The sequence below is a fragment of the Hydrogenophaga sp. ZJX-1 genome, from assembly GCF_048590325.1.
Classification (GTDB): Bacteria; Pseudomonadota; Gammaproteobacteria; order Burkholderiales; family Burkholderiaceae_C; genus Hydrogenophaga.
On sequence record NZ_JBMBRA010000007.1, the window covers coordinates 75,422 to 94,177 of the forward strand.

The window sequence follows — 18,756 nt, forward strand, 5'->3', positions numbered from 1 at the left end:
ATGCTCAAAGGCATTGATCCCCTGCTCAGCCCGGACCTGCTCAAGCTGTTGGCCGAGATGGGCCACGACGACGCGGTGGTGCTGGCCGACGCCAACTTCACCGCCATGAGCCTCGGCGCCGGCAAGCCGGTGCTGCGCCTGCCGGGCATCGGCATGGCGCGCACCGTGCAGGCGGTTGCCAGCGTGCTGCCGCTGGCCGCTGACGTGCCGCACCCTGTTGCCTACATGCAGGTCGGCGGTACCGAGCCCGGCTACCGCTCGGCCCTGCAGCGCGAAACGCTGGCGGTGCTGGCCGCCGAGGGCCTGCAGGACGGCCAGGCCGAGGCCGTGGAGCGCTACGCGTTCTACGAGCGCGTGAAAAAGGCCTACGCCATCGTCGTCACCGGTGAACTGGAGCCCTGGGGCAACTTCATCCTGCGCAAAGGCGTCCTGGGCGAGGTGCTCCGAGCCTGAAACCGGTGTTGAACGTGCCACACTCAACGGTTGTGAACCACACCCCTGAAACCGACACCCCCGACGCGCCCGCAGCCGATGCCCAGGGCGCGTCCCGCTTGCGCCCGCGCGGCTCCAACCAGGTGGGCATGCGCCAGTTCAACGAGCGCGTGGTGCTGCAGACGCTGCGCGCGCACGGCAGCCTGGCCAAGGCCGATCTCGCGCGCCTGACCGGCCTCACCGCGCAAACCATCGGCCTGATCACCGCCCGGCTCGACGAAGACCAGCTGCTGAACCGTGGCGCCCCGGTGCGGGGGCGCGTGGGCCAGCCGTCCGTGCCGCTGGGGCTGAACCCCGATGGCGCGTTTGCCATCGGCATCAAGATCGGCCGGCGCAGCGCCGACTGGTTGCTGGTGGATTTCACCGGTCGGGTGCGCGAGCGCCTGGTGCTGGACTACGCCTTTCCCGACATCCCGGTGCTGCTGCCGGCCATCAAGTCCAACCTGAACCGCCTGCTCGACGGGCTGGGCCCGCTGCGCGACCGGGTGGTCGGCGTGGGTGTGGCCGCGCCGTACCAGCTCGGGGGCTGGCACCGCATGCTGGGCCTGACCGAAGCCCAGTCCCTGGCCTGGAACCAGATCGATCTGGTCGCCGAGGTGCAGGCCCTGACCGACCTGCCGATCAGTTTCGCCAAGGACACCTCGGCCGCCTGCGTGGCCGAGTTGCTGCAGGGCAAGGGCCGGGACATCCGCAGTTTTCTCTACCTGTTCCTCGACACGTTCGTCGGCGGTGGACTGGTGCTCAATTCCCACCTGCACCGCGGCGTCAACGGCAACGCCGGGGCCGTGGCCTCGCTGCCCCTGCAGGTGGCGACGGCCGACATGAAGGAGCTGCCGCCGCAGCTGATCAGCCAGGCTTCGCTGTGGGATCTGGAGCAGCGCTTTCGCGAGCACGCGCTCGACCCCATGGCCGCCTACGACGCGCGCGCGCTGGAGGCACCCTGGCTGCCGTACACCCGCGAGTGGGTCGCCCGCGCCGCCTTGGCGCTGGCGCATTGCATCGTGGCCGGCACCGCGTTCCTGGACGTGGAGGCGGTCGTGATCGACGGCGTGGTCGCGCCCGACCTGCTGCGCAAACTCTGGGCGCGCACCGGCGAAGCGCTCAAGGCCTACAACTGGGAGGGCCTGCAGCAGATGCCCCGGCTGGAGATCGGCAGCATCGGCTCCGACGCGCGCGCGCTCGGCGGCGCGCTGCTGCCGCTGCACGCCTGCTTCGCCCCGGACCACGAGATCTTTCTGAAGAGCTGACGCGGTAGGCAACAAGGGGGCGGTCAACGCGGCATGCATGCCGGTCAGGTATTGGAAATCGGCGGCGCAATCCATTTGCGTTAGCGCGGTCAATCCCGTACGCTGCCCCGACGTCCACACGCAACGCCCGAGCCCATGCGGGCCGCCGGGCCGGCCTTCCGGACGTGCAAAGGAGTCCAACCATGCCAAGCCGATCGAACGGCCTCACGGCCGAAATGAAAGCCGTGCGAACATTGGCGCTCGTGGGCGCCGCAGCCGCCGGCAAAACCTCGCTGGCCGAGGCCTTGCTGTACAAGGCGGGCGCCATCGGCGCGTGCGGCAGCGTCGAGCGCGGCAGCACCGTTAGCGACCACGACCCGCTCGAGCGCCGCATGCTGCATTCGCTCAATGCCTCGGTGATGCACCTCACGCATGCCGGCACGCGCATCTACCTCATCGACACGCCCGGCGGACCCGACTTCCTCGGCCAGAGCCTGCCGGCGCTGGAGGCGGTCGAGACGGTGGCGGTGGTCATCAATGCCGCCACCGGCATCGAGCCGATGGCGGTTCGCATGATGGAATACGCCGCCTCGCGCCGCCTCGCCCGCATGATCATCGTCAACAAGATCGACGCGCAGGGCGTCTCGCTGTCGGGTCTGCTGGCCGACATCCAGGCCACCTTCGGCCGCGAATGCCTCCCGCTGAACGTGCCCGACGGGATCAACCGGCAGGTGATCGACTGCTTCTTCAACCGCTTCGGACGCTCCGACTTCGGCCCCGTCGAAGCGGCGCACCGCGCGCTGGTGGAGCAGGTGGTCGAGGTCGACGCGGCCTTCGTCGACCGCTACCTCGAGAAAGGCGACGTCGACCCGTCGGAGCTGCACGCGCCGCTGGAGCAGGCGCTGCGCGAAGGCCACCTGATCCCGGTGTGTTTCGCCTCGTCGCGCAGCGGCGCCGGCGTGGCCGAGTTGCTTGACGTGATCGTCAAACTCATGCCCGATCCGACCGAAGCCAACCCGCCGAGCTTCATCGTTGGTGAGGGCGCTGAGGCCATGCCCATGGAGGCCAAGCCTGACTCGGCGCTGCACGTGCTGGCGCATGTGTTCAAGGTCACGATCGACCCCTATGTCGGCAAGATGGGCATCTTTCGTGTGCACCAGGGCACGGTCACGCGCGACAGCCAGCTCTACATCGGCGACGGCCGCAAGCCGTTCAAGGTCGGGCACCTGTTCATGCTCCAGGGAAAGGACCACGTCGAGGTGTCGCACGCGCTGCCCGGCGACATCGTGGCGGTGGCCAAGGTCGACGAGATCCATTTCGATGCCGTGTTGCACGATGCGGCCGAAGACAGCCATGTGCACCTCGCTCCGCTGCCGTTCCCGGTGCCGGTGTACGGCCTGGCCGTGGAGCCCAAGCGGCATGGCGACGAGCAGCGCGCCTGGGAAATCCTCGGCAAGCTCGCGGCCGAGGACCCGTGCCTGCGCATCGAGCATGTGGCCGCGACCAACGAGACGGTCCTCTACGGGCTCGGCGAGCTGCACCTGCGCATCGTGCTCGAACGCCTGCGCGAGGTTTACCGTTTCGATGTACAGACTCGGCCACCGCGCATCGCCTACCGCGAGACCGTGACCGTGCCGGCCGAGGGCCACTACCGCCACAAGAAGCAGAGCGGCGGTGCCGGCCAGTTCGCCGAAGTCTTCCTGCGCATCGAGCCGCTCGCGCGCGGCGCGGGCTTCGAGTTCGCCGACGAAGTCAGGGGCGGTGCGATCCCGGGCCAGTTCATTCCCGCGGTCGAGAAAGGCGTGCGCGAGGTTTTGGCGTACGGCGCGATCGCCGGCTTCCCCGTGGCCGACGTGCGCGTCGTCGTGTACGACGGCAAGCACCACAGCGTGGACAGCAAGGACATCGCTTTCGCGACCGCCGGCCGCAAGGCCTTCATGGCGGCGATTCGCGAGGCCCGGCCGGTTGTGCTCGAGCCGATTGTCCAGATCGAGGTCACCGTGCCCGAGCATTCCGTGGGCGACGTCACGAGCGACCTGTCGTTGCGGCGCGGCCTGGTCACAGGCACATCGGGCCTGGGGTCCGGCACCGTGGCCATCGGCGGTCAGGTGCCAGAGGCCGAGCTGGCCGACTACCAGTCGCGGCTCAATGCGATGACCAGCGGCCAGGGGCGCTACACCGTCGCGTTGTCGCACTACGAGGCCGTTCCGCCGGCCGTCCAACAGACGTTGATAGGGCGGTACCGGGTGCGCGAAGACGACTAGGAAAAGCGCAGCGCCGATGTTCAGCTTGCACGCGCGTTGCCGAGCAATCGACTTGGGCGTAGCGTGGGATCAAAATGCTCCCTCGCCCGGCGATTGCGATCACCCTAATTCTTGTGGCAAATGTCCGGTACGCAGCGAGTGCCGTCGGTCGCGGCCTGGAGCTGGGTTCACGGTGCCTGGCACGAAACCGTCATCGGCTTACCCGGCATCGCAACAGCATCGATGACAGGTATTGAGGGGGCAGCAGTCATCCAGCTTGGCAGGCCGCAGGCACCCTTTCAAATCGCGGTCGAATGTCAGCTACTCGAAGGGCTGACTCACACGGTCGACCCATTTCGGCCATCTACGTTCCACCCCCAGCCTCACCGCTCTGCCAAGAGGTGGCAAGGCGCTAATGCTTAGTAGCGCGGTTGTGTACCACCTTGGTTTACCCTGTTGCCCATCTGACCAAGGATGCTAAGGTGACATCGGCAGCATCTGGATTCAGATCGGTTCAACTCGGTTCGTCCCTCCTGTTGTGCAAATTTTGTTTGTCTTCAACAGGAGAAACTTCAAATGGCCTATGGTGTGATTTCACAATGGACGTCTAGCGTCGCGTTTGATGCGGCGATGGAAGCCGAGGCGAGAGAAAAATATATTCCTGGAATCAAGGCGCTGGGCGCCCTAAGTTCCTTTTTCATTTATACCGGCGACACCACGTTCAACGTGGTCACTATTTACCCGGACGAAGCCACGGCCACGGCCGCTGCCGAGAAGCAGAAAGCGATGCGCGCGCAGGCAGCCGCGGACATGCCAATCAAGATGGTCGGCGAAACACGCGGAGCCGTCTTTGCATCGTCCTAGAGGCGTGTCCAGCGTGTAGCCTTGATGGCGGGAAGCTGCGAGATTCGCGCTGAATACCGTTTCACGCAGCATTCGCAAGGGGCCGACAGAAGTTGGCCCTTTTTTCCTTTGAATCGTCGACCGTCTCCAGTGCAGCCATCTGGATGGGGTACGGAGGATTCCTCTCATTCAACGGAACGGCAAGTTTTGGAGGCGCTCGATATGTCTGCTCATGTCCGATCGCCTTATTGTTGAGCTAGCGCTTGCGACCCACTGCTGAAGTTCGGCAAGGCCCAGTGAATGACGGCAGTGCAGCGACTGCAGTCTTCTATCTCATCAAACTCGCCGCCCCAAAGCTGCCGTAGGAGTCGAGGGCACCGAACCAGCAATTCCCTTCGGCCCACCGAGCAATGCCCATAGCAGGCAGGTCTCATGTACCCCCTGAACACTACACAGAGGCCAGTGCCTCCAGCGTGAAGACTGCGCTCCGGGGCAAGATCCCACTCGCCACGACGTTCTCCAGAGTAGCTGCCGGGTCGGCAACAAAGAACGTCAAAACCAGCCCCCGCTGGGCGCGAGTACAACAGACGTACAGCAGCCGCAGCGTTCGGCTCCAAGTGTTTTCATCGCCGCCTTGGGCTCTTTCGCGATCTGCCGCACGAGCCTCAGCACTGGCAAAGACACGCTCGTAGTTGTACGTTCGGTATTCGCTTTCCTCCTCATCCATCACCACGATGACACGCTCGAACTGGGCGCCCTTCACGCCATGCTGCGTGGCATAGGGTGAGCCTTCAGAGACATAGCGTTCGTATGGCAGTAGCTCTTGCGCAGAGCACTTAAAGAACTTGACCATTGCCGTGTCCGAGGATCGTCCTTCGGTCGGAGCCGCATCGGCAGCCTCGATATCTTGAGCTGCATCGGCAAGATTTCCGACAAACCCAAGCACGCGGGCATAGCGCTCGTCGAATTCGAAAAGGCCCGCATCGCGGAGATGAAGGGCAATGTCACCAACAGTGGTTCCAGCCTCATCCAGCATGGTGACGAGCATCAAAACGGCTGCATGCAGCCCCCGCAGTACATCCGCAGCGCGGCGGCCGGTCAGGGCCCCAGGTGCCAGGAGCGGGCTGAACTCCCGGAGCAGGTTCATCGCTGCGAACTCGTTGCCGGCCTTCATCGCTGCAATGACCGGCAGCGCGAAACTCAGGAAAGGTCGAACGGGCCAGCCGGTGCCGTCCTGCATACCCTGCTTCATAGCCTCCGACGTTTTGTCGTTCAGCGCCGAGTAGATGCCGCCGAAGCCGAGCCGGTTTGCCGCCATGCGGTGCACGATGACGAGAATCTTGACCGCGTTGTCTGGGGTCGTCCAACCCTCGTCGTTGTTAGTCGCCGCGCTCCACGCCCGGACTCTTGCCAGAGCCTCGGTTCGGTTCAGCGTGTTCGGCAGGACGAACATCCGGGCCGAGCCCTCCACCGGCTTGAGGACCCCATCGACCCTCTCGTGCAACCCGCGGACCTGCGCCATGCCGTCGCCCTGGGCTCGCACGGCGTTGGCGACGTCCAGGATCTGCCTGGCGCAGCGAAAATTCTCCGGCTTCGTGATGGCCCGCCAATGGCCTTCGAGCGGAATGTCCCCTGCGCCTCTCATGAAGATAGACTGCATCGGGTCGCCAAAAAACCCGAGGCAGAACTTGCCCCGCATCTGGGCTTCCACGTCCTTGAACGACTTCACGACTCCAGGGAACGTGTCCTGACTCTCATCAATGAACACGAACGGGTATTTCAGCGCAACGACCCTTCGGAACAGAGGGCGGTTTTGCAGCAGGAAGTCTGCGAGCTGAAGGATGTCCTCGTGGCCAAGGATGCCCTTCGCGTAGTCACTGCCGACGCCGTAGTTGAACGTCTTGACGCCGTCCAGAGCTTCCAGATTTCGGGCATAGCGCTCCTGGTCGGCCTTGTTCCTGTCGCGCGTGGTTTGCCGAACACGCGAGCCGTAGTTCTTGAACTCTTCTTCCAGCTCGGAGATCCGCCTTTGGATGTCGTTCTGCAGCCAAACCTTGATGTCGGCCTGAAACGTCTTGGCAATGGCCCAGTAGAAGCTGTGGATGGTCGAGACATGAACCAGCGGGTCGTCGTTGACGTCCCCCAGGATTTCATTGGCGGCGAGGTCTGTATAGGTGATGCAAGCGACCTTCTGCTTCTTCGCCCTCATGCTGGCGCCGTGCTCCGACATCACCCAGTCCAGCGCCTTGATGAGGGAGGTGGTTTTGCCGGAACCTGCGCCGGCACGAACCACGAAAGGCTGCGGTGGCGTCGCGGCAATGCACGCGTGGATCTCGCGGTCGGCGTCGGTATCCGGGCTATCGACTCGCCTGCTCATGCCGTCTGCTCCGCGCCAGCAAAGACAGCGAAAGCGCCGGCCGCAGTCGGCTCAATCGTCGCAACCTCGGTGGCGATGGCCGCATCCGCCTCAAGCTCATAGGCCACTTTCGCTTCGAGCCAGGCTAAGCCCTCGGCGATGTAAGTGGGGACCTTCCAGCCATTGAGAGGCCCGCTTGCGAGGACTTCCAGGGCAAAGCGAGTCTTGTCGAAGTTCTTTCCGACCACCCTGTCGTGCAACTTCTCAGCCAGTTCCTCGGGGCTGCTCGGTGCGCGCTTCAGCTTGAGGCCGACCGCCCGATTGGCCTCAGCCTGACACCAGTCGGCGTTCTCAAGACCAAAGGCCTCTTCAAGCGTGCGGCCGCAGAGCTGTGCGGTCGCCGAACCCACCGTCACCGAAACCTTGGTCTGATAGGCAACCCGAACCTCAGCGCTGGAACCCTCGGCCAGCGACAGCGTCTTTTGCTCCGCCGTCACGTCCCAGAGTTCGGCCACCGACCGCTTCTTCGGGATCCAGCTAATGAGGGTTTGGTTGGACGTGACGGCGCCTTCAACGTGCGCATGGCAGGTGCTGCCGCGCTTCTTGGACTTCTTCTTTCCGCCCGGTTCCGCTTCGTTGTCGTCTTCGAGCTCGAAGGGCTTCAGGTCGTCGTCCTCGTCATCTCCGTCAATGGCGCCCTCAGCGCCTGCGCCTTGCGCGGCAGCCTTCTCGGCATCCGTCTTGACCGTCACGCTGTCTAGATCCGTGATGACCAGCGTCGTGAGTCCAACGAAGGCGATCAGTTCCTGGAACCGATGCGCGAATGCGCCTCCGACTTCAAGGATGGTCAGCGCGGAAGAACGCAGGCGCTTGGCAGCCGACTCGATCATGGCTGGCAATAGCAGGCGCTCGACGTTGCCTTCAACCAAGATGACCGCATCGGAAAAGAAGAGATCGCAGTGCGTCAGCTTCAGATACCGCTGCAGGAATTCGCGCGCAGGAGCGTCGGCCGCGCCCGTCTTGAATAGCGATAGATTCCGCACGTCGGTGTGATGGTCCAGCTGGTCGCTGACACGGCGGAAGTACCGGATGGGAGAGAACCCGCGCTCATAGAGAATGTGTGGGGAGTGCGTAGTGATGACGAGCTGCGTGTGGAAAAACGTCGCGTGATCGTTGGCATCCTCAAGGAGGCGCAAAACGTTCCTGATGAAGACCTGCTGAATCTGCGCGTGTAGATGCGCCTCAGGCTCTTCAATGAATACCAGATGCAGCGGCGCTCGCTTGTCCTCCTCGGCCTTCCACTGCTCGTGCAGGTCGAGCAGTTCCACCACCATGTAGACCAGGTTCTTGAACCCCAGGCCGTTGTAGCTGTCGGGCAGTTGAGTGGTAGCCGCACCCGGAATCACGTAGTGGACCTTGGCGTCCTGCCCCAGAACGGTAGTCGGATCCAAGGCCGCCCGAATCACGATTTCGGGATTGTTCACGCCTGGATAGCCGAGCTTAGCCAAGCGCTTGAGGGTGTCACTGAAGACTTCCTTAAGGTGGAAGTTCAGCTCCTTCTCGGAGGTATCAAGCGCTTTGAGCGCCGCATGGTCGTCGCCACGCTTCTCCAAGTTGCGGTGATAGAAACGGCTCAGTCGCCGCGACAGGCTCTCGGCACGGTCAGAGCTGCCGGCGTCCGGGTCATCGAGGTGCCGCTGCGCGCGAAGAAAGTCCACCCGCACCAGAGACTTTAGGATGGCGGCGCCGCCCGGCTCCTTCCCAAGGAGCAGCGGCTCGTAGTCGGCCTCCTTTGTCAGGTAGCCATCAAAAGCTCGCTCATCGAGCACGTAGTAGCGGAAGGTGTATTCCTTGCTCAGCTCTTTGGTGAGGTACTTCGTCAGGCTTTCCGGCCAGGGCTTGTACTCGCTGGCCTCGGCCATCACCTCAACCGTATCGGCGCCCACCTCGGCGGCAGGCTCACCACCTGTCTTGCGCCTGGCAGCCAGCGCGATCGCCGCGTTGTTCGCTTTCTCATGCAGTTCATGAAACTTCCGAACGAGTTCATAGGCATCGCGAGGCTCAAACGCTACACGGATCCCGACGCACTTGCCGTCCCATTCCGTGCTCGGAAGCAGCGACATTGCGGTGGCGAGGTCATCCTCACCAACGCGGAACCAGAGGTCCAACAAGATGGACGGCAATCTCTTGGGTGCGTCCTCGTCCCCTGGAGCCGTCTTACCGATAGCGTCGATCTCAGCCCACAGCGCCGCGCTAAAGTCGAAGAGCTCTAACTTCTTCGCTTCGCCGCGGAGCATTGAGTACAGGCCTTGGACGGCGGACGTCTTCCCGCTGTTGTTGGCGCCGACAAAGATGGAAATCTCGTCATCGAGCTCGATGACAACGTCTCGCAGCCGGCGATAGTTCTGCAGCCGATAGGCCTGTAGCTTCATGATGACCTCCCTCAAGGTGTTGCCGGGGAGGCTTTCTGAGCGCGCCGCCCGGCTACGCTACTCAGAGCGTTGGTGCTCTTGCCCCCTCACTGCATAAAACGGAATTTTGCGGCAAAAGCCGGCATGAAGCATAAACCGCGCACCTGCTTCCGGCGTGGAGCGACATCCGCATCGTGCGAGAACTCTTGGGTCACGCGTTTGTGCCGACAACCACGATCTACATGCATTTTCTGCGAATGGGAGCTCGGTCCTTTGGACGCACTGAACCGCAAAGAGGCGCCCCAGACCAGCCGTTCGTACAGTTCCGCTACCAGCCTGTTGCAGACCTGTTTTCCTTTTTCCCCCATGCAAGCCTGAGCAAGCCCGTGCAAAGAACTGCATGGAAAATGGGCCATGACCGATCGCCTGAAACTCGACCCCGATCTGATTCCCGCCCACACGACGGCCGCTACCACGTCCATCGCACGGTGGGTGGAGCAGCACTACGGCATTCAAGTGCGGCACTGCCATCTGATCCGTCGGGGCTTGAATGACAACTATGCGTTGCGTTCCATCGACGGAAAGCGCTACGTTGTTCGCCTGTATTCGATCCGGCCGCGAGGGGATTTCAATGTCAGCTTCGAGGTTTCGCTGTTGGTGCACCTCGATGCCCATGGGGTGGGCGTGGCAGCTCCGGTGCAGACTGCGAATGGGTGTACGCATGTCCTGTTGCAGTTTCCTGAAGGGCCTCGTGCCATGGCGCTGTTCCAGCATGCAGAAGGAAGCCTTCCTGATTCGCTGGAGGATTTCGAGCTCACCGGCAACGTGCTGGGCCAGATCCACAGGGTGGCGCATGACTACGCTGGTCCGCCAAGCCGCTATGCGCTGAACGGTCACCACTTGGCCGGGCGGACCCTCGAATACCTGCGCGTCTACCCGGATCTGGATACGGAGTTGCTGGAAACGTACCACCAACGGGTGGCTCAACTGCTTGATGAGCTGGGCCATGTTGAGTGCGAACTGACGCGTGTCGTGTGCCATGGCGATACGCACGGCTTCAACAATCACGTGGGTACCGATGCAGCCGGTGCTAGAAGGGCCGTGTTCTTCGACTTTGATGATGCAGGGCCCGGTTTTCTGGCCTATGACTTGAGCGTTCTGCCGTGGTCATACCTGACTCGCAAGGTCCTCAAAGAACCCGACGCGCTGCTACTGGATCGCTGGGCACACTACCTGCGCGGCTACCGCTCGGGCGGCGGCGAGATCAGCAAGGCTGACAGGGCAGCACTGCCGATGTTTGTGCAGTTGCGGCACCTGTGGAACATGGGCGAGGGTATCGGTCGTCTGCACCACTGGGGCACCAGCACGATGCCTGCGGACTGGCTGAAAAAGCAAGTGGATGTGCTCGCCGCCTGGAAAGGCCTTGAATTACCCGCTTGATGGCCTGACAGGCGAACCCGTATCAGGTCATGACGGTCGGTGCGTCCATGCCGGTGTGTTGCCGGATGTGGGCCACGGCTTCGGCCAGGGCCACGAGCGGTGCGAGCGCTTCCTGGGCCGGCACGTCGTGGCGGCTGGCGTCGGGTTCGTGGCGCTCCAGGTAGACGCGCAGCGTGGCGCCCTCGGTGCCGGTGCCGGAGAGGCGGAACACGACGCGCGACGAATCTTCGAGCACCACGCGCACGCCCTGTTTCTGGCTCACCGAGCCGTCCACCGGGTCGGTGTAGGCGAAGTCGTCGGCCCAGGCGACGGGCTGGCCCGCCACCGCCGTGCCACCCAGCGTGGGCAGCTGGGCGCGCAGTTCGCTCATCAGCGCGTTGGCCTTCTCGGTGGCGATGCCGTCGTAGTCGTGGCGCGAGTACACGCAGCGGCCGTGTGCGCGCCAGAGGCCACGCACCAGCTCTTCCACCGATTTGCCTGTCACGGCCACGAGGTTGAGCCAGAACAGCACGGCCCACAGGCCGTCTTTTTCGCGCACGTGGTCGGAGCCGGTGCCGTAGCTCTCTTCACCGCAAAGCGTGACCTTGCCCGCGTCCAGCAGGTTGCCGAAAAACTTCCAGCCGGTCGGCGTTTCGTAGCAAGCGATGTCCAGCGCTTTCGCCACACGGTCCACCGCGGTGGAGGTGGGCATGGAGCGCGCCACGCCGGCCAGGCCCCGGGCGTAGCCGGGCACCTGTGTCGCGTGGGCCGTCAGCACGGCCAGGCTGTCGGAGGGCGAGACCAGAAAGCCGCGGCCGAGGATCATGTTGCGGTCGGCGTCGCCGTCGGACGCGGCCCCCATGTCGGGCGCGTCGGCGGCCATGAGGTGGGCCACGAGGTCCTCGGCGTAGGCCGGGTTGGGGTCGGGGTGCAGGCCGCCGAAGTCTTCCAGCGGCTCGGCGTGCACCACGGTGCCGGCGGGCGCGCCGAGTTCGCCTTCGATGATGGCCTTGGCGTAGGGGCCGCCGACCGCCCACATGGCGTCGTAGCGCAGGCGGAAGCCGCGCGCGAACAGGGCGCGGATGGCGTCGAAGTCGAACAGGCTGCGCAGCACGGCGGCGTGGTCTTCCACCGGGTCGATCACCTCGACGGTCATGTCCTCGATCTGCTGGGTGCCCAGCATGTCGAGCGTGATGTCAGCGGCATCGCTGATCTGGTAGCGCTCGATGACCTGGGTGCGCTCGTAGATCGCCTGGGTCAGTTTCTCGGGCGCGGGGCCGCCATTGGCCGCGTTGTACTTGATGCCGAAATCACCGTCGGGGCCGCCGGGGTTGTGGCTGGCCGAGAGGATGATGCCGCCGCTCGCCTGGTGGCGGCGGATCACCGCGCTCGCGGCGGGGGTCGACAGGATGCCGCCCTGGCCCAGCAGCACACGGGCGTAGCCGCGCGCCGCGGCCATTTTCAGGATGGTCTGCACGGCGGCCCGGTTGTGAAAGCGCCCGTCGCCACCCAGCACCAGGGTCTGGCCGGTGGCCAGCTGGTATTCGCCGTGCAGCACATCGAACAGCGCCTGCACGAAATTCTCGAGGTAGCGCGGCTGCTGGAACACCGTGACCTTCTTGCGCAGGCCGGAGGTGCCGGGCAGCTGGCCGGCAAACGGGGTGGTGGGCAGGGACTGGAGGGTCATGGCGGTTCCTGGGTTCTTCCGTGGGACAAAAGCCCTGATTTTGCCGAGGCGGTGTTGCCCCGGTCACACACACCAGTGTCGCCCAGAACGCGGCCCGCCGCGATGCGGGTGCTGCCTTCAGACCTTCAGACCGGGAGCGACACGGTGCGCGTCAGCGCCTCGCCCTGGTCGTCGAACAGGTGCAGGTCGGCCGCATCCACCTGCAGGCGGATGTTCTCGCCGGTCCGGATGCCGGTGGTGCCTTCGAGTTTGAGCGTGATGGTCGGCGTGTCCGGGGTGATCTCCAGGTACAGCAGCGAGGCTTCACCGAGCTTCTCGATGTGGACCACCCGGGCCGGCAGGCTGTTGGGGCTGTGATCCGAATCGGCCAGGCGCATGTGTTCGGGGCGCAGGCCCATGGTCGCGGCCTGGCCGGCCTTGAGTTGATCGGCGTTGACCGCCACGTCGAAGCGGTGTCCCGCCACGCGGATCTGCGCCGAGCCGTGGCTGGCCGACTCGAAGGTGGCGGGCAGGATGTTCATCTTGGGCGAGCCGATGAACTCGGCCACGAACAGGCTGTTGGGCCGGTGGTAGAGGTCCATGGGCGTGCCGATCTGGGCGATGGAGCCCTTCTTCTGCACGTCTTCGCCCGCGCGCAGCAGCACGATCTTGTCGGCCAGGGTCATGGCCTCGACCTGGTCGTGCGTCACGTAGATCATGCTGGCGGTGCCGATGTCGTGGTGCAGTTTGGCGATCTCGAGCCGGGTCTGCACGCGCAGCGCGGCGTCCAGGTTGGAGAGCGGCTCGTCGAACAGGAACACGCGCGGCTCTTTCACGATGGCGCGGCCGATGGCCACGCGCTGGCGCTGGCCACCCGAGAGCGCCTTGGGCAGGCGGTCCAGCAGCGGCGTGAGCTGCAGGATGTCGGCCGCCGCGCGCACTTTCTTGTCGATCTCCGCGGCGTTGGAGCCGAAGACCTTGAGGCCGAAGCCCATGTTCTCGCGCACGGTCATGTGCGGATACAGCGCGTAGCTCTGGAAGACCATGGCCACGCCGCGGCGCGCGGGCGGCAGGTCGTTGACGCGTTCGCCGCCGATGGAGACGTCGCCCGAGCTGATGTCTTCCAGGCCGGCCACCATGCGCAGCAGCGTGGACTTGCCGCAACCCGAGGGACCGACGAAGACGCAGAACTCCCCGTTCTCGATGGTGAGGTTGGCGTTGTTGATCGTGAGCGGTGCGTTGGGCGCATAGCGCTTGCAGACGTTCTTGAAGTCGATCCGGGACATGGTGCGGGTCTCCTGCGGTGTGGTGGGTGTCAGGCCTGAAGGAACAGGCCGCCCCAGGGTTCGAAAACGAGGGTGTCGCCTTCGACGTGCGCGCCGCTCAGGCCACTGCCGTCGAGCGCGCGGGCCTGCGACCAGCCCTCGGGCCGTGCCAGCGTGGCCGGCGTGTCGCTGAAGTTGAAGGCGCAGAGCACGCGCTGCGCGCTGTGGTGGCGCTCGAACGCCAGCACCTGCGCATCCACGGGCCGCAGGTGCAGCTCGCCATGCACCAGCGCGGGCTGCTCGCGGCGCCAGTGGAGCAACTGCTTGAAGAAGCTCAGCAGCGAACCGGCGTCGGCCTGCTGGCGGTCCACCGCCAGGGGCCGGTGCTCCGGTGGCACGGGCAGCCAGCTGCGCTCACCGGTGGAGAAACCCGCGTGGGGCGCATCGGCGGCCCAGGGCATCGGGGTTCTGCAGCCGTCGCGGCCCTTGAATTCGGGCCACATGCTGATGCCGTAAGGGTCCTGCAGGTCTTCAAAGGCGATGGTGGCTTCGGGCAGGCCCAGCTCTTCGCCCTGGTAGAGGCAGACGGTGCCGCGCAGGCTCAGCTGGAAGGCCGCGGCCAGGCGCAGCAGGCGCGGGTCGGGGTGCTCGCCACCCCAGCGCGTGGCCACCCGCGCGACGTCGTGGTTGGACAGCGCCCAGCAAGGCCAGCCGTCGCCCGCCACCTGATGGAACTGCTGGATCGTGGCGTGGAGGAAGGGCGCGTCGTGGGCGGCACCGAGCAGGGTGAAGCAATACGCCATGTGCAGCTTGTCGCTGCCACCGGTGTAGTCGGCCACCATGGTCAGGCCGGCCTCGTCGCCGATCTCGCCGACCATGGTGGTGTCATCGTACCGATCGACCAGGCTGCGCAGGCGGCGCAGGAAGCCCAGCGCTTCGGGCTGGCTCTTGTCGTAGCGGTGGTGCTGCCACGAGTAGGGGTTGGACGACGGGGCGGTGGGGTCCTCGATCAGTGGCGCGCCACGCCCCGGGTTGTCGCGCAGGGCCGCGTCGTGAAAGCAGAAGTTGATGGCGTCGAGGCGGTAGCCGTCCACACCCAGCTCCAGCCAGAATTCCACGGCGGCCAGCAGTGCGTCCTGCACGGCGGGGTTGTGGAAATTCAGATCGGGCTGGCTGCTGAGGAAGTTGTGCAGGTAGTACTGGCGCCGGCGCGTGTCCCATTGCCAGGCGCTGCCGCCAAAGACCGACAGCCAGTTGTTGGGCGGGGTGCCGTCGTGCCGCGCATCGGCCCAGACGAACCAGTCGGCCTTGGGGTTGTCGCGGCTGGCGCGGCTTTCGGTGAACCAGGGGTGCTGGTCGGAGCAGTGCGAGAGCACCTGGTCGATCATGACCTTCAGGCCCAGCGCGTGGGCGCGCTGCACCAGCGCCTTGAAGTCGTCGAGCGTGCCGAACATGGGGTCGACGTCGCAGTAGTCGCTGACGTCGTAGCCGAAGTCCTTCATCGGGCTCTTGAAGAAGGGCGAGAGCCAGATGGCGTCGGCACCGAGCGCCGCGATGTGCTCGAGCCGCTGCGTGATGCCCGGCAGGTCGCCGATGCCGTCGCCGTTGCTGTCCTGGAAGGAGCGCGGGTAGATCTGGTAGATCACGCCGCCGCGCCACCAGCCGTTGTTGGGTGCTTTCTGTGTCATGGGAAGGGAAGGGAGGAGAAAGGGAAAGAGAAAGAGAGGTCAGCCCTTGACGGCTCCAGCCGTCAGGCCCGAAACGATCTTTTTCTGGAAGGCGAGCACGAGGCCCAGCAGGGGGATGGTCACCAGCACCGAGGCGGCCATGATGTTGCCCCAGGGGATGTCGTATTTGCTGGCGCCGGAGATCAGCGCGATCGACACCGGCACGGTGCGCTCGTTGTTGTCGAGCACGAAGGTGAGCGCGAACAGGAACTCGTTCCAGGCCGCGATGAAGGCGAGCAGGCCGGTGGACACCAGCGCGGGCCACAGCAGCGGCATGAACACGTCCTTGATGATGCGCCAGGGACCACAGCCGTCCATGATCGCGGCCTCTTCCAGCTCCTTGGGCAATTGCTTCATGAAGGTGGTGAGCACCCAGACGGTGAAGGGCAGGGTGAAGATCATGTAGGGCAACACCAGGCCCAGCGCCTTGTTGTAGAGGCCCAGAAAGCGGATCAGCTCGAACATGCCGGCCAGCACCGCGACCTGCGGGAACATGGACACGGCCAGCACGGCGGTCAGCAGCAGACCGCGGCCCTTGAAGCTGATGCGGCCCAGCGCGTAGGACGCGGTCACACCGATGAAGAGCGAGATCGCCACCACCAGCACCGACACCATGATCGAGTTCAGGATGTGGCGGCCAAAGGGCTGTTCGGCCAGCGAGAACAGCGAGACGTAGTTCGCCAGCGTCACGCTCGACGGCCAGAGCACCGGCTCGAACAGGGCCGAGCCCGACTTGAACGAAGTGGACACCGCGTAGATGAAGGGGAACACCGAGATGGCCACCACCACCGTGGCGGCAAGATAAAGCGCGACGCGCCAGTACCAGGCGGATTTCATGATCAGTCCTCCCCCAGTTTCATGCGGCTGAGCTTGATCGCTGCAACCGTACAAAGGCCAATGATCAGGAACAGAGCGGTCGAGGCGGCCGAGCCGTAGCCCATGTAGCCGTTGTCGACCATTTCGCGCCGCACGAAGCCGGACATGGAGATCGTGCTGTTGTTGTTCGAGGTCAGCACGTAGATCAGGTCGAACACGCGCAGCGCGTCGAGCAGTCGGAAGATCACGGCCACCATCAACGCGGGGCGGATGAGCGGCAGCGTCACTTTCCAGAACACGCGCAGCGGGTGCACGCCGTCCACCTCGGCGGCCTCGTAGCAGTCCTTGGGCAGGGTCTGCAACGCGGCCAGGATCAGCAGGGCCATGAAGGGTGTGGTCTTCCACACGTCCACCGCGACCACGGTCCAGAGCGCGTACTCGGGCTGGGCGGTCCACGCGATCTTGTCGGCGATCAGGCCGAAGTCGACCAGCCACTGGTTGATGATGCCGAACTGGTCGTGCAGCATCCAGCCCCACATCTTGGCCGACACGATGGTCGGGATGGCCCAGGGCACCAGCACCGCGGTGCGCACGAAGGTGCGGCCCTTGAAGTCCTGGTTGAGCAGCATGGCCACGCCCAGGCCCATCAGGGTTTCGAGCGTGACGGAGACGATGCTGAACTTCAGCGTGTTGAGGATGGACAAGCCCCAGTCGCTGGCGAAGAAGCCGTCGGTGTAGTTGGGGTTGGCGAAGAGGCCGTATTCACCAAAGTAGTTCTCGAAACCGACGAACTTCGTGGCCGACAGGTCGTTGATGTTGGCGTCGGTGAAGCTGAACCAGATGGTGCGGCCCAGCGGCCACACGGCCACGAGGATGAGCACCAGCAGCATGGGAGCCAGAAAGGTCCAGGCGGTGCGCGTCTTGCTGTTCATGGGTGGGGTCCCTCGGGTTGCGCTTCAGATCCCCCCACGCCGCCCGGAGGCGGCGCGTGGAGGGCATGTCCTCACCACTTGCCGCGCTGGACCTGCTTGAGCTTGCCTTCGAGCTTCTTCAGGCTGTCTTCGGCCGTGGCCTGGCCCGAGAGCACGTCGTGCGTGGCGTTCCAGAAAGCCGAGCTGACCTCGGGGTATTTGGCGCCGGTGGCGGTGGCCGGGCGCGGCACGGCGCTGGTGAACACCTCGTACAGGCTGCCGAAGAAGGGGTTGGCGGCCAGCACGTCCTTGTCCTTGTACAGGGCGGCGATGGTCGGGTTGTACGAGCCGTTGATGGCGCGGTACTTTTGCGATTCGGCGCTGGTCATGAACATCACCAGGTCGGCGGCGATGGCCGGGTTCCTGGAGTACTTGGACACGGCGAGCTGCCAGCCCCCCAGCGTGGCGGCGTTCTGGCCGCTCGCGCCACCCTTGGGCAGGGCCGACACGCCAATCTTGCCGGAGATCTTCGAGTCCTTGGCGTTGCCCAGCGACCAGGCGTAGGGCCAGTTGCGCATGAAGGCGGCGTTGCCGTTCTGGAACACGCCGCGGGCTTCCTCTTCGGCGTAGTTCAGCACGCCCTGCGGGGCGATGGTGCCGATCCAGGAGGCCGCGGTCTTCAGCGCCTGCACGGCCTTGGGGTTGTTGATGGTGATCTCGCCCTTGTCGTTGACGATGTTGCCGCCGCCGTAGCTGTGCACCCATTCCACGGCGTCGCAGGTCAGGCCTTCATAGGCCTTGGCCTGGAACACGAAACCGTGGAAGTCCTTGTTGCCGGCGGCACGCTCGCCGTCCTGGATCTTCTTGGCCGTGGCGGCCAGCTCTTCCCAGGTGGTCGGGGGCTTGGCGCCGTACTTCTCGACCAGGTCCTTGCGGTAGAACAGCAGGCCGGCGTCGGTGAACCAGGGCATGGCCAGCAGCTTGCCGTCCACGGTGTTGTTGGCCACGATGGCCGGGAAGTGCTCTTTCTCGATCCCCTTGCTGTAGGGCTTGAGGTCCAGCAGGTGGTCCTTGATCACGCCGGGCCACACCACGTCCACGTTGACCACATCCAGGTCCGGCGACTTGGCGGCGAACAGCTGGCGGAACAGGGCCAGGATGTCGGTGGTGGAGTTCGGGATGGTGAAGAGCTTGACTTCGTGCCCGGTCTTCTTTGCCCAGTCGGCCGTCATGTTCTTGCAGTTTTCATAGTCCTGGCCGACCGAACCGCAGGAGATGGTGACGGTGGCGGCGTGGGCGCCCGAGATCCACAGCGGGGCGGTCAGGGCCAGGGCAGCGGCCGTGGCGGTCAAGGAGCGGAAAGATGGTTTCATGGGCTTGC

14 protein-coding genes are annotated in these 18,756 nt (G+C 64.7%); 5 read left to right on the forward strand and 9 right to left on the reverse strand.

Annotation, left to right across the window (positions count from 1 at the left end; translation table 11 throughout):
* From ACN5W5_RS19155 to ACN5W5_RS19170, 4 genes are all read left to right on the forward strand, one after another.
* Positions 1–453 (forward strand): RbsD/FucU family protein, encoded by a 453-nt coding sequence (locus ACN5W5_RS19155; protein ID WP_420050056.1) that lies wholly within the window; start codon positions 1–3, stop codon positions 451–453.
* Positions 454–581: 128 nt separating this feature from the next.
* Complete coding sequence (locus ACN5W5_RS19160) at positions 582–1,739, forward strand: ROK family protein (RefSeq protein ID WP_420050200.1); 1,158 nt, start codon at positions 582–584, stop codon at positions 1,737–1,739.
* 182 nt (positions 1,740–1,921) lie between these two features.
* Entirely contained in the window at positions 1,922–3,982 is a 2,061-nt protein-coding gene (gene fusA / locus ACN5W5_RS19165) for an elongation factor G (protein WP_420050057.1), read from the forward strand.
* A gap of 555 nt (positions 3,983–4,537) precedes the next feature.
* Complete coding sequence (locus tag ACN5W5_RS19170; protein WP_420050058.1) at positions 4,538–4,825, forward strand: hypothetical protein; 288 nt, start codon at positions 4,538–4,540, stop codon at positions 4,823–4,825.
* A gap of 427 nt (positions 4,826–5,252) precedes the next feature.
* Here ACN5W5_RS19170 and ACN5W5_RS19175 read toward each other — a convergent pair whose 3' ends face one another.
* From ACN5W5_RS19175 to ACN5W5_RS19185, 3 genes are all read right to left on the reverse strand, one after another.
* Positions 5,253–7,181 carry a UvrD-helicase domain-containing protein gene (locus ACN5W5_RS19175; protein ID WP_420050059.1) on the reverse strand — a complete coding sequence of 643 codons (1,929 nt, stop codon included), beginning with the start codon at positions 7,179–7,181 and terminating at the stop codon, positions 5,253–5,255.
* On the reverse strand, positions 7,178–9,592 hold the full coding sequence (locus ACN5W5_RS19180; RefSeq protein ID WP_420050060.1) for an AAA family ATPase: 2,415 nt from the start codon (positions 9,590–9,592) through the stop codon (positions 7,178–7,180). Before ACN5W5_RS19180 ends, ACN5W5_RS19175 begins: the two co-directional genes overlap by 4 nt.
* A gap of 86 nt (positions 9,593–9,678) precedes the next feature.
* Complete coding sequence (locus ACN5W5_RS19185; RefSeq protein ID WP_420050061.1) at positions 9,679–9,987, reverse strand: hypothetical protein; 309 nt, start codon at positions 9,985–9,987, stop codon at positions 9,679–9,681.
* Here ACN5W5_RS19185 and ACN5W5_RS19190 point away from each other — a divergent pair.
* Positions 9,986–11,011 (forward strand): phosphotransferase enzyme family protein, encoded by a 1,026-nt coding sequence (locus tag ACN5W5_RS19190; protein WP_420050062.1) that lies wholly within the window; start codon positions 9,986–9,988, stop codon positions 11,009–11,011. The genes ACN5W5_RS19185 and ACN5W5_RS19190 overlap by 2 nt on opposite strands.
* 22 nt (positions 11,012–11,033) lie before the next feature.
* Here ACN5W5_RS19190 and ACN5W5_RS19195 read toward each other — a convergent pair whose 3' ends face one another.
* From ACN5W5_RS19195 to ACN5W5_RS19220, 6 genes are all read right to left on the reverse strand, one after another.
* Complete coding sequence (locus ACN5W5_RS19195) at positions 11,034–12,677, reverse strand: alpha-D-glucose phosphate-specific phosphoglucomutase (protein WP_420050063.1); 1,644 nt, start codon at positions 12,675–12,677, stop codon at positions 11,034–11,036.
* A 125-nt stretch (positions 12,678–12,802) separates the two neighbouring features.
* A complete protein-coding gene (locus ACN5W5_RS19200; RefSeq protein WP_290972518.1) occupies positions 12,803–13,942 on the reverse strand; it encodes an ABC transporter ATP-binding protein in 1,140 nt (379 codons plus the stop codon).
* Positions 13,943–13,971: 29 nt separating this feature from the next.
* Positions 13,972–15,609, reverse strand: a complete 1,638-nt coding sequence (locus ACN5W5_RS19205; protein ID WP_420050064.1) for an alpha-glucosidase — start codon at positions 15,607–15,609, stop codon at positions 13,972–13,974.
* A 39-nt stretch (positions 15,610–15,648) separates the two neighbouring features.
* Positions 15,649–16,485, reverse strand: coding sequence for a carbohydrate ABC transporter permease (locus ACN5W5_RS19210; protein WP_177139395.1), 837 nt, complete (start codon positions 16,483–16,485; stop codon positions 15,649–15,651).
* Between the two features lie 2 nt (positions 16,486–16,487).
* A complete protein-coding gene (locus ACN5W5_RS19215; RefSeq protein WP_291188574.1) occupies positions 16,488–17,396 on the reverse strand; it encodes a carbohydrate ABC transporter permease in 909 nt (302 codons plus the stop codon).
* A gap of 71 nt (positions 17,397–17,467) precedes the next feature.
* A complete protein-coding gene (locus ACN5W5_RS19220; RefSeq protein ID WP_420050065.1) occupies positions 17,468–18,748 on the reverse strand; it encodes an ABC transporter substrate-binding protein in 1,281 nt (426 codons plus the stop codon).
* Positions 18,749–18,756: the final 8 nt, after the last annotated feature.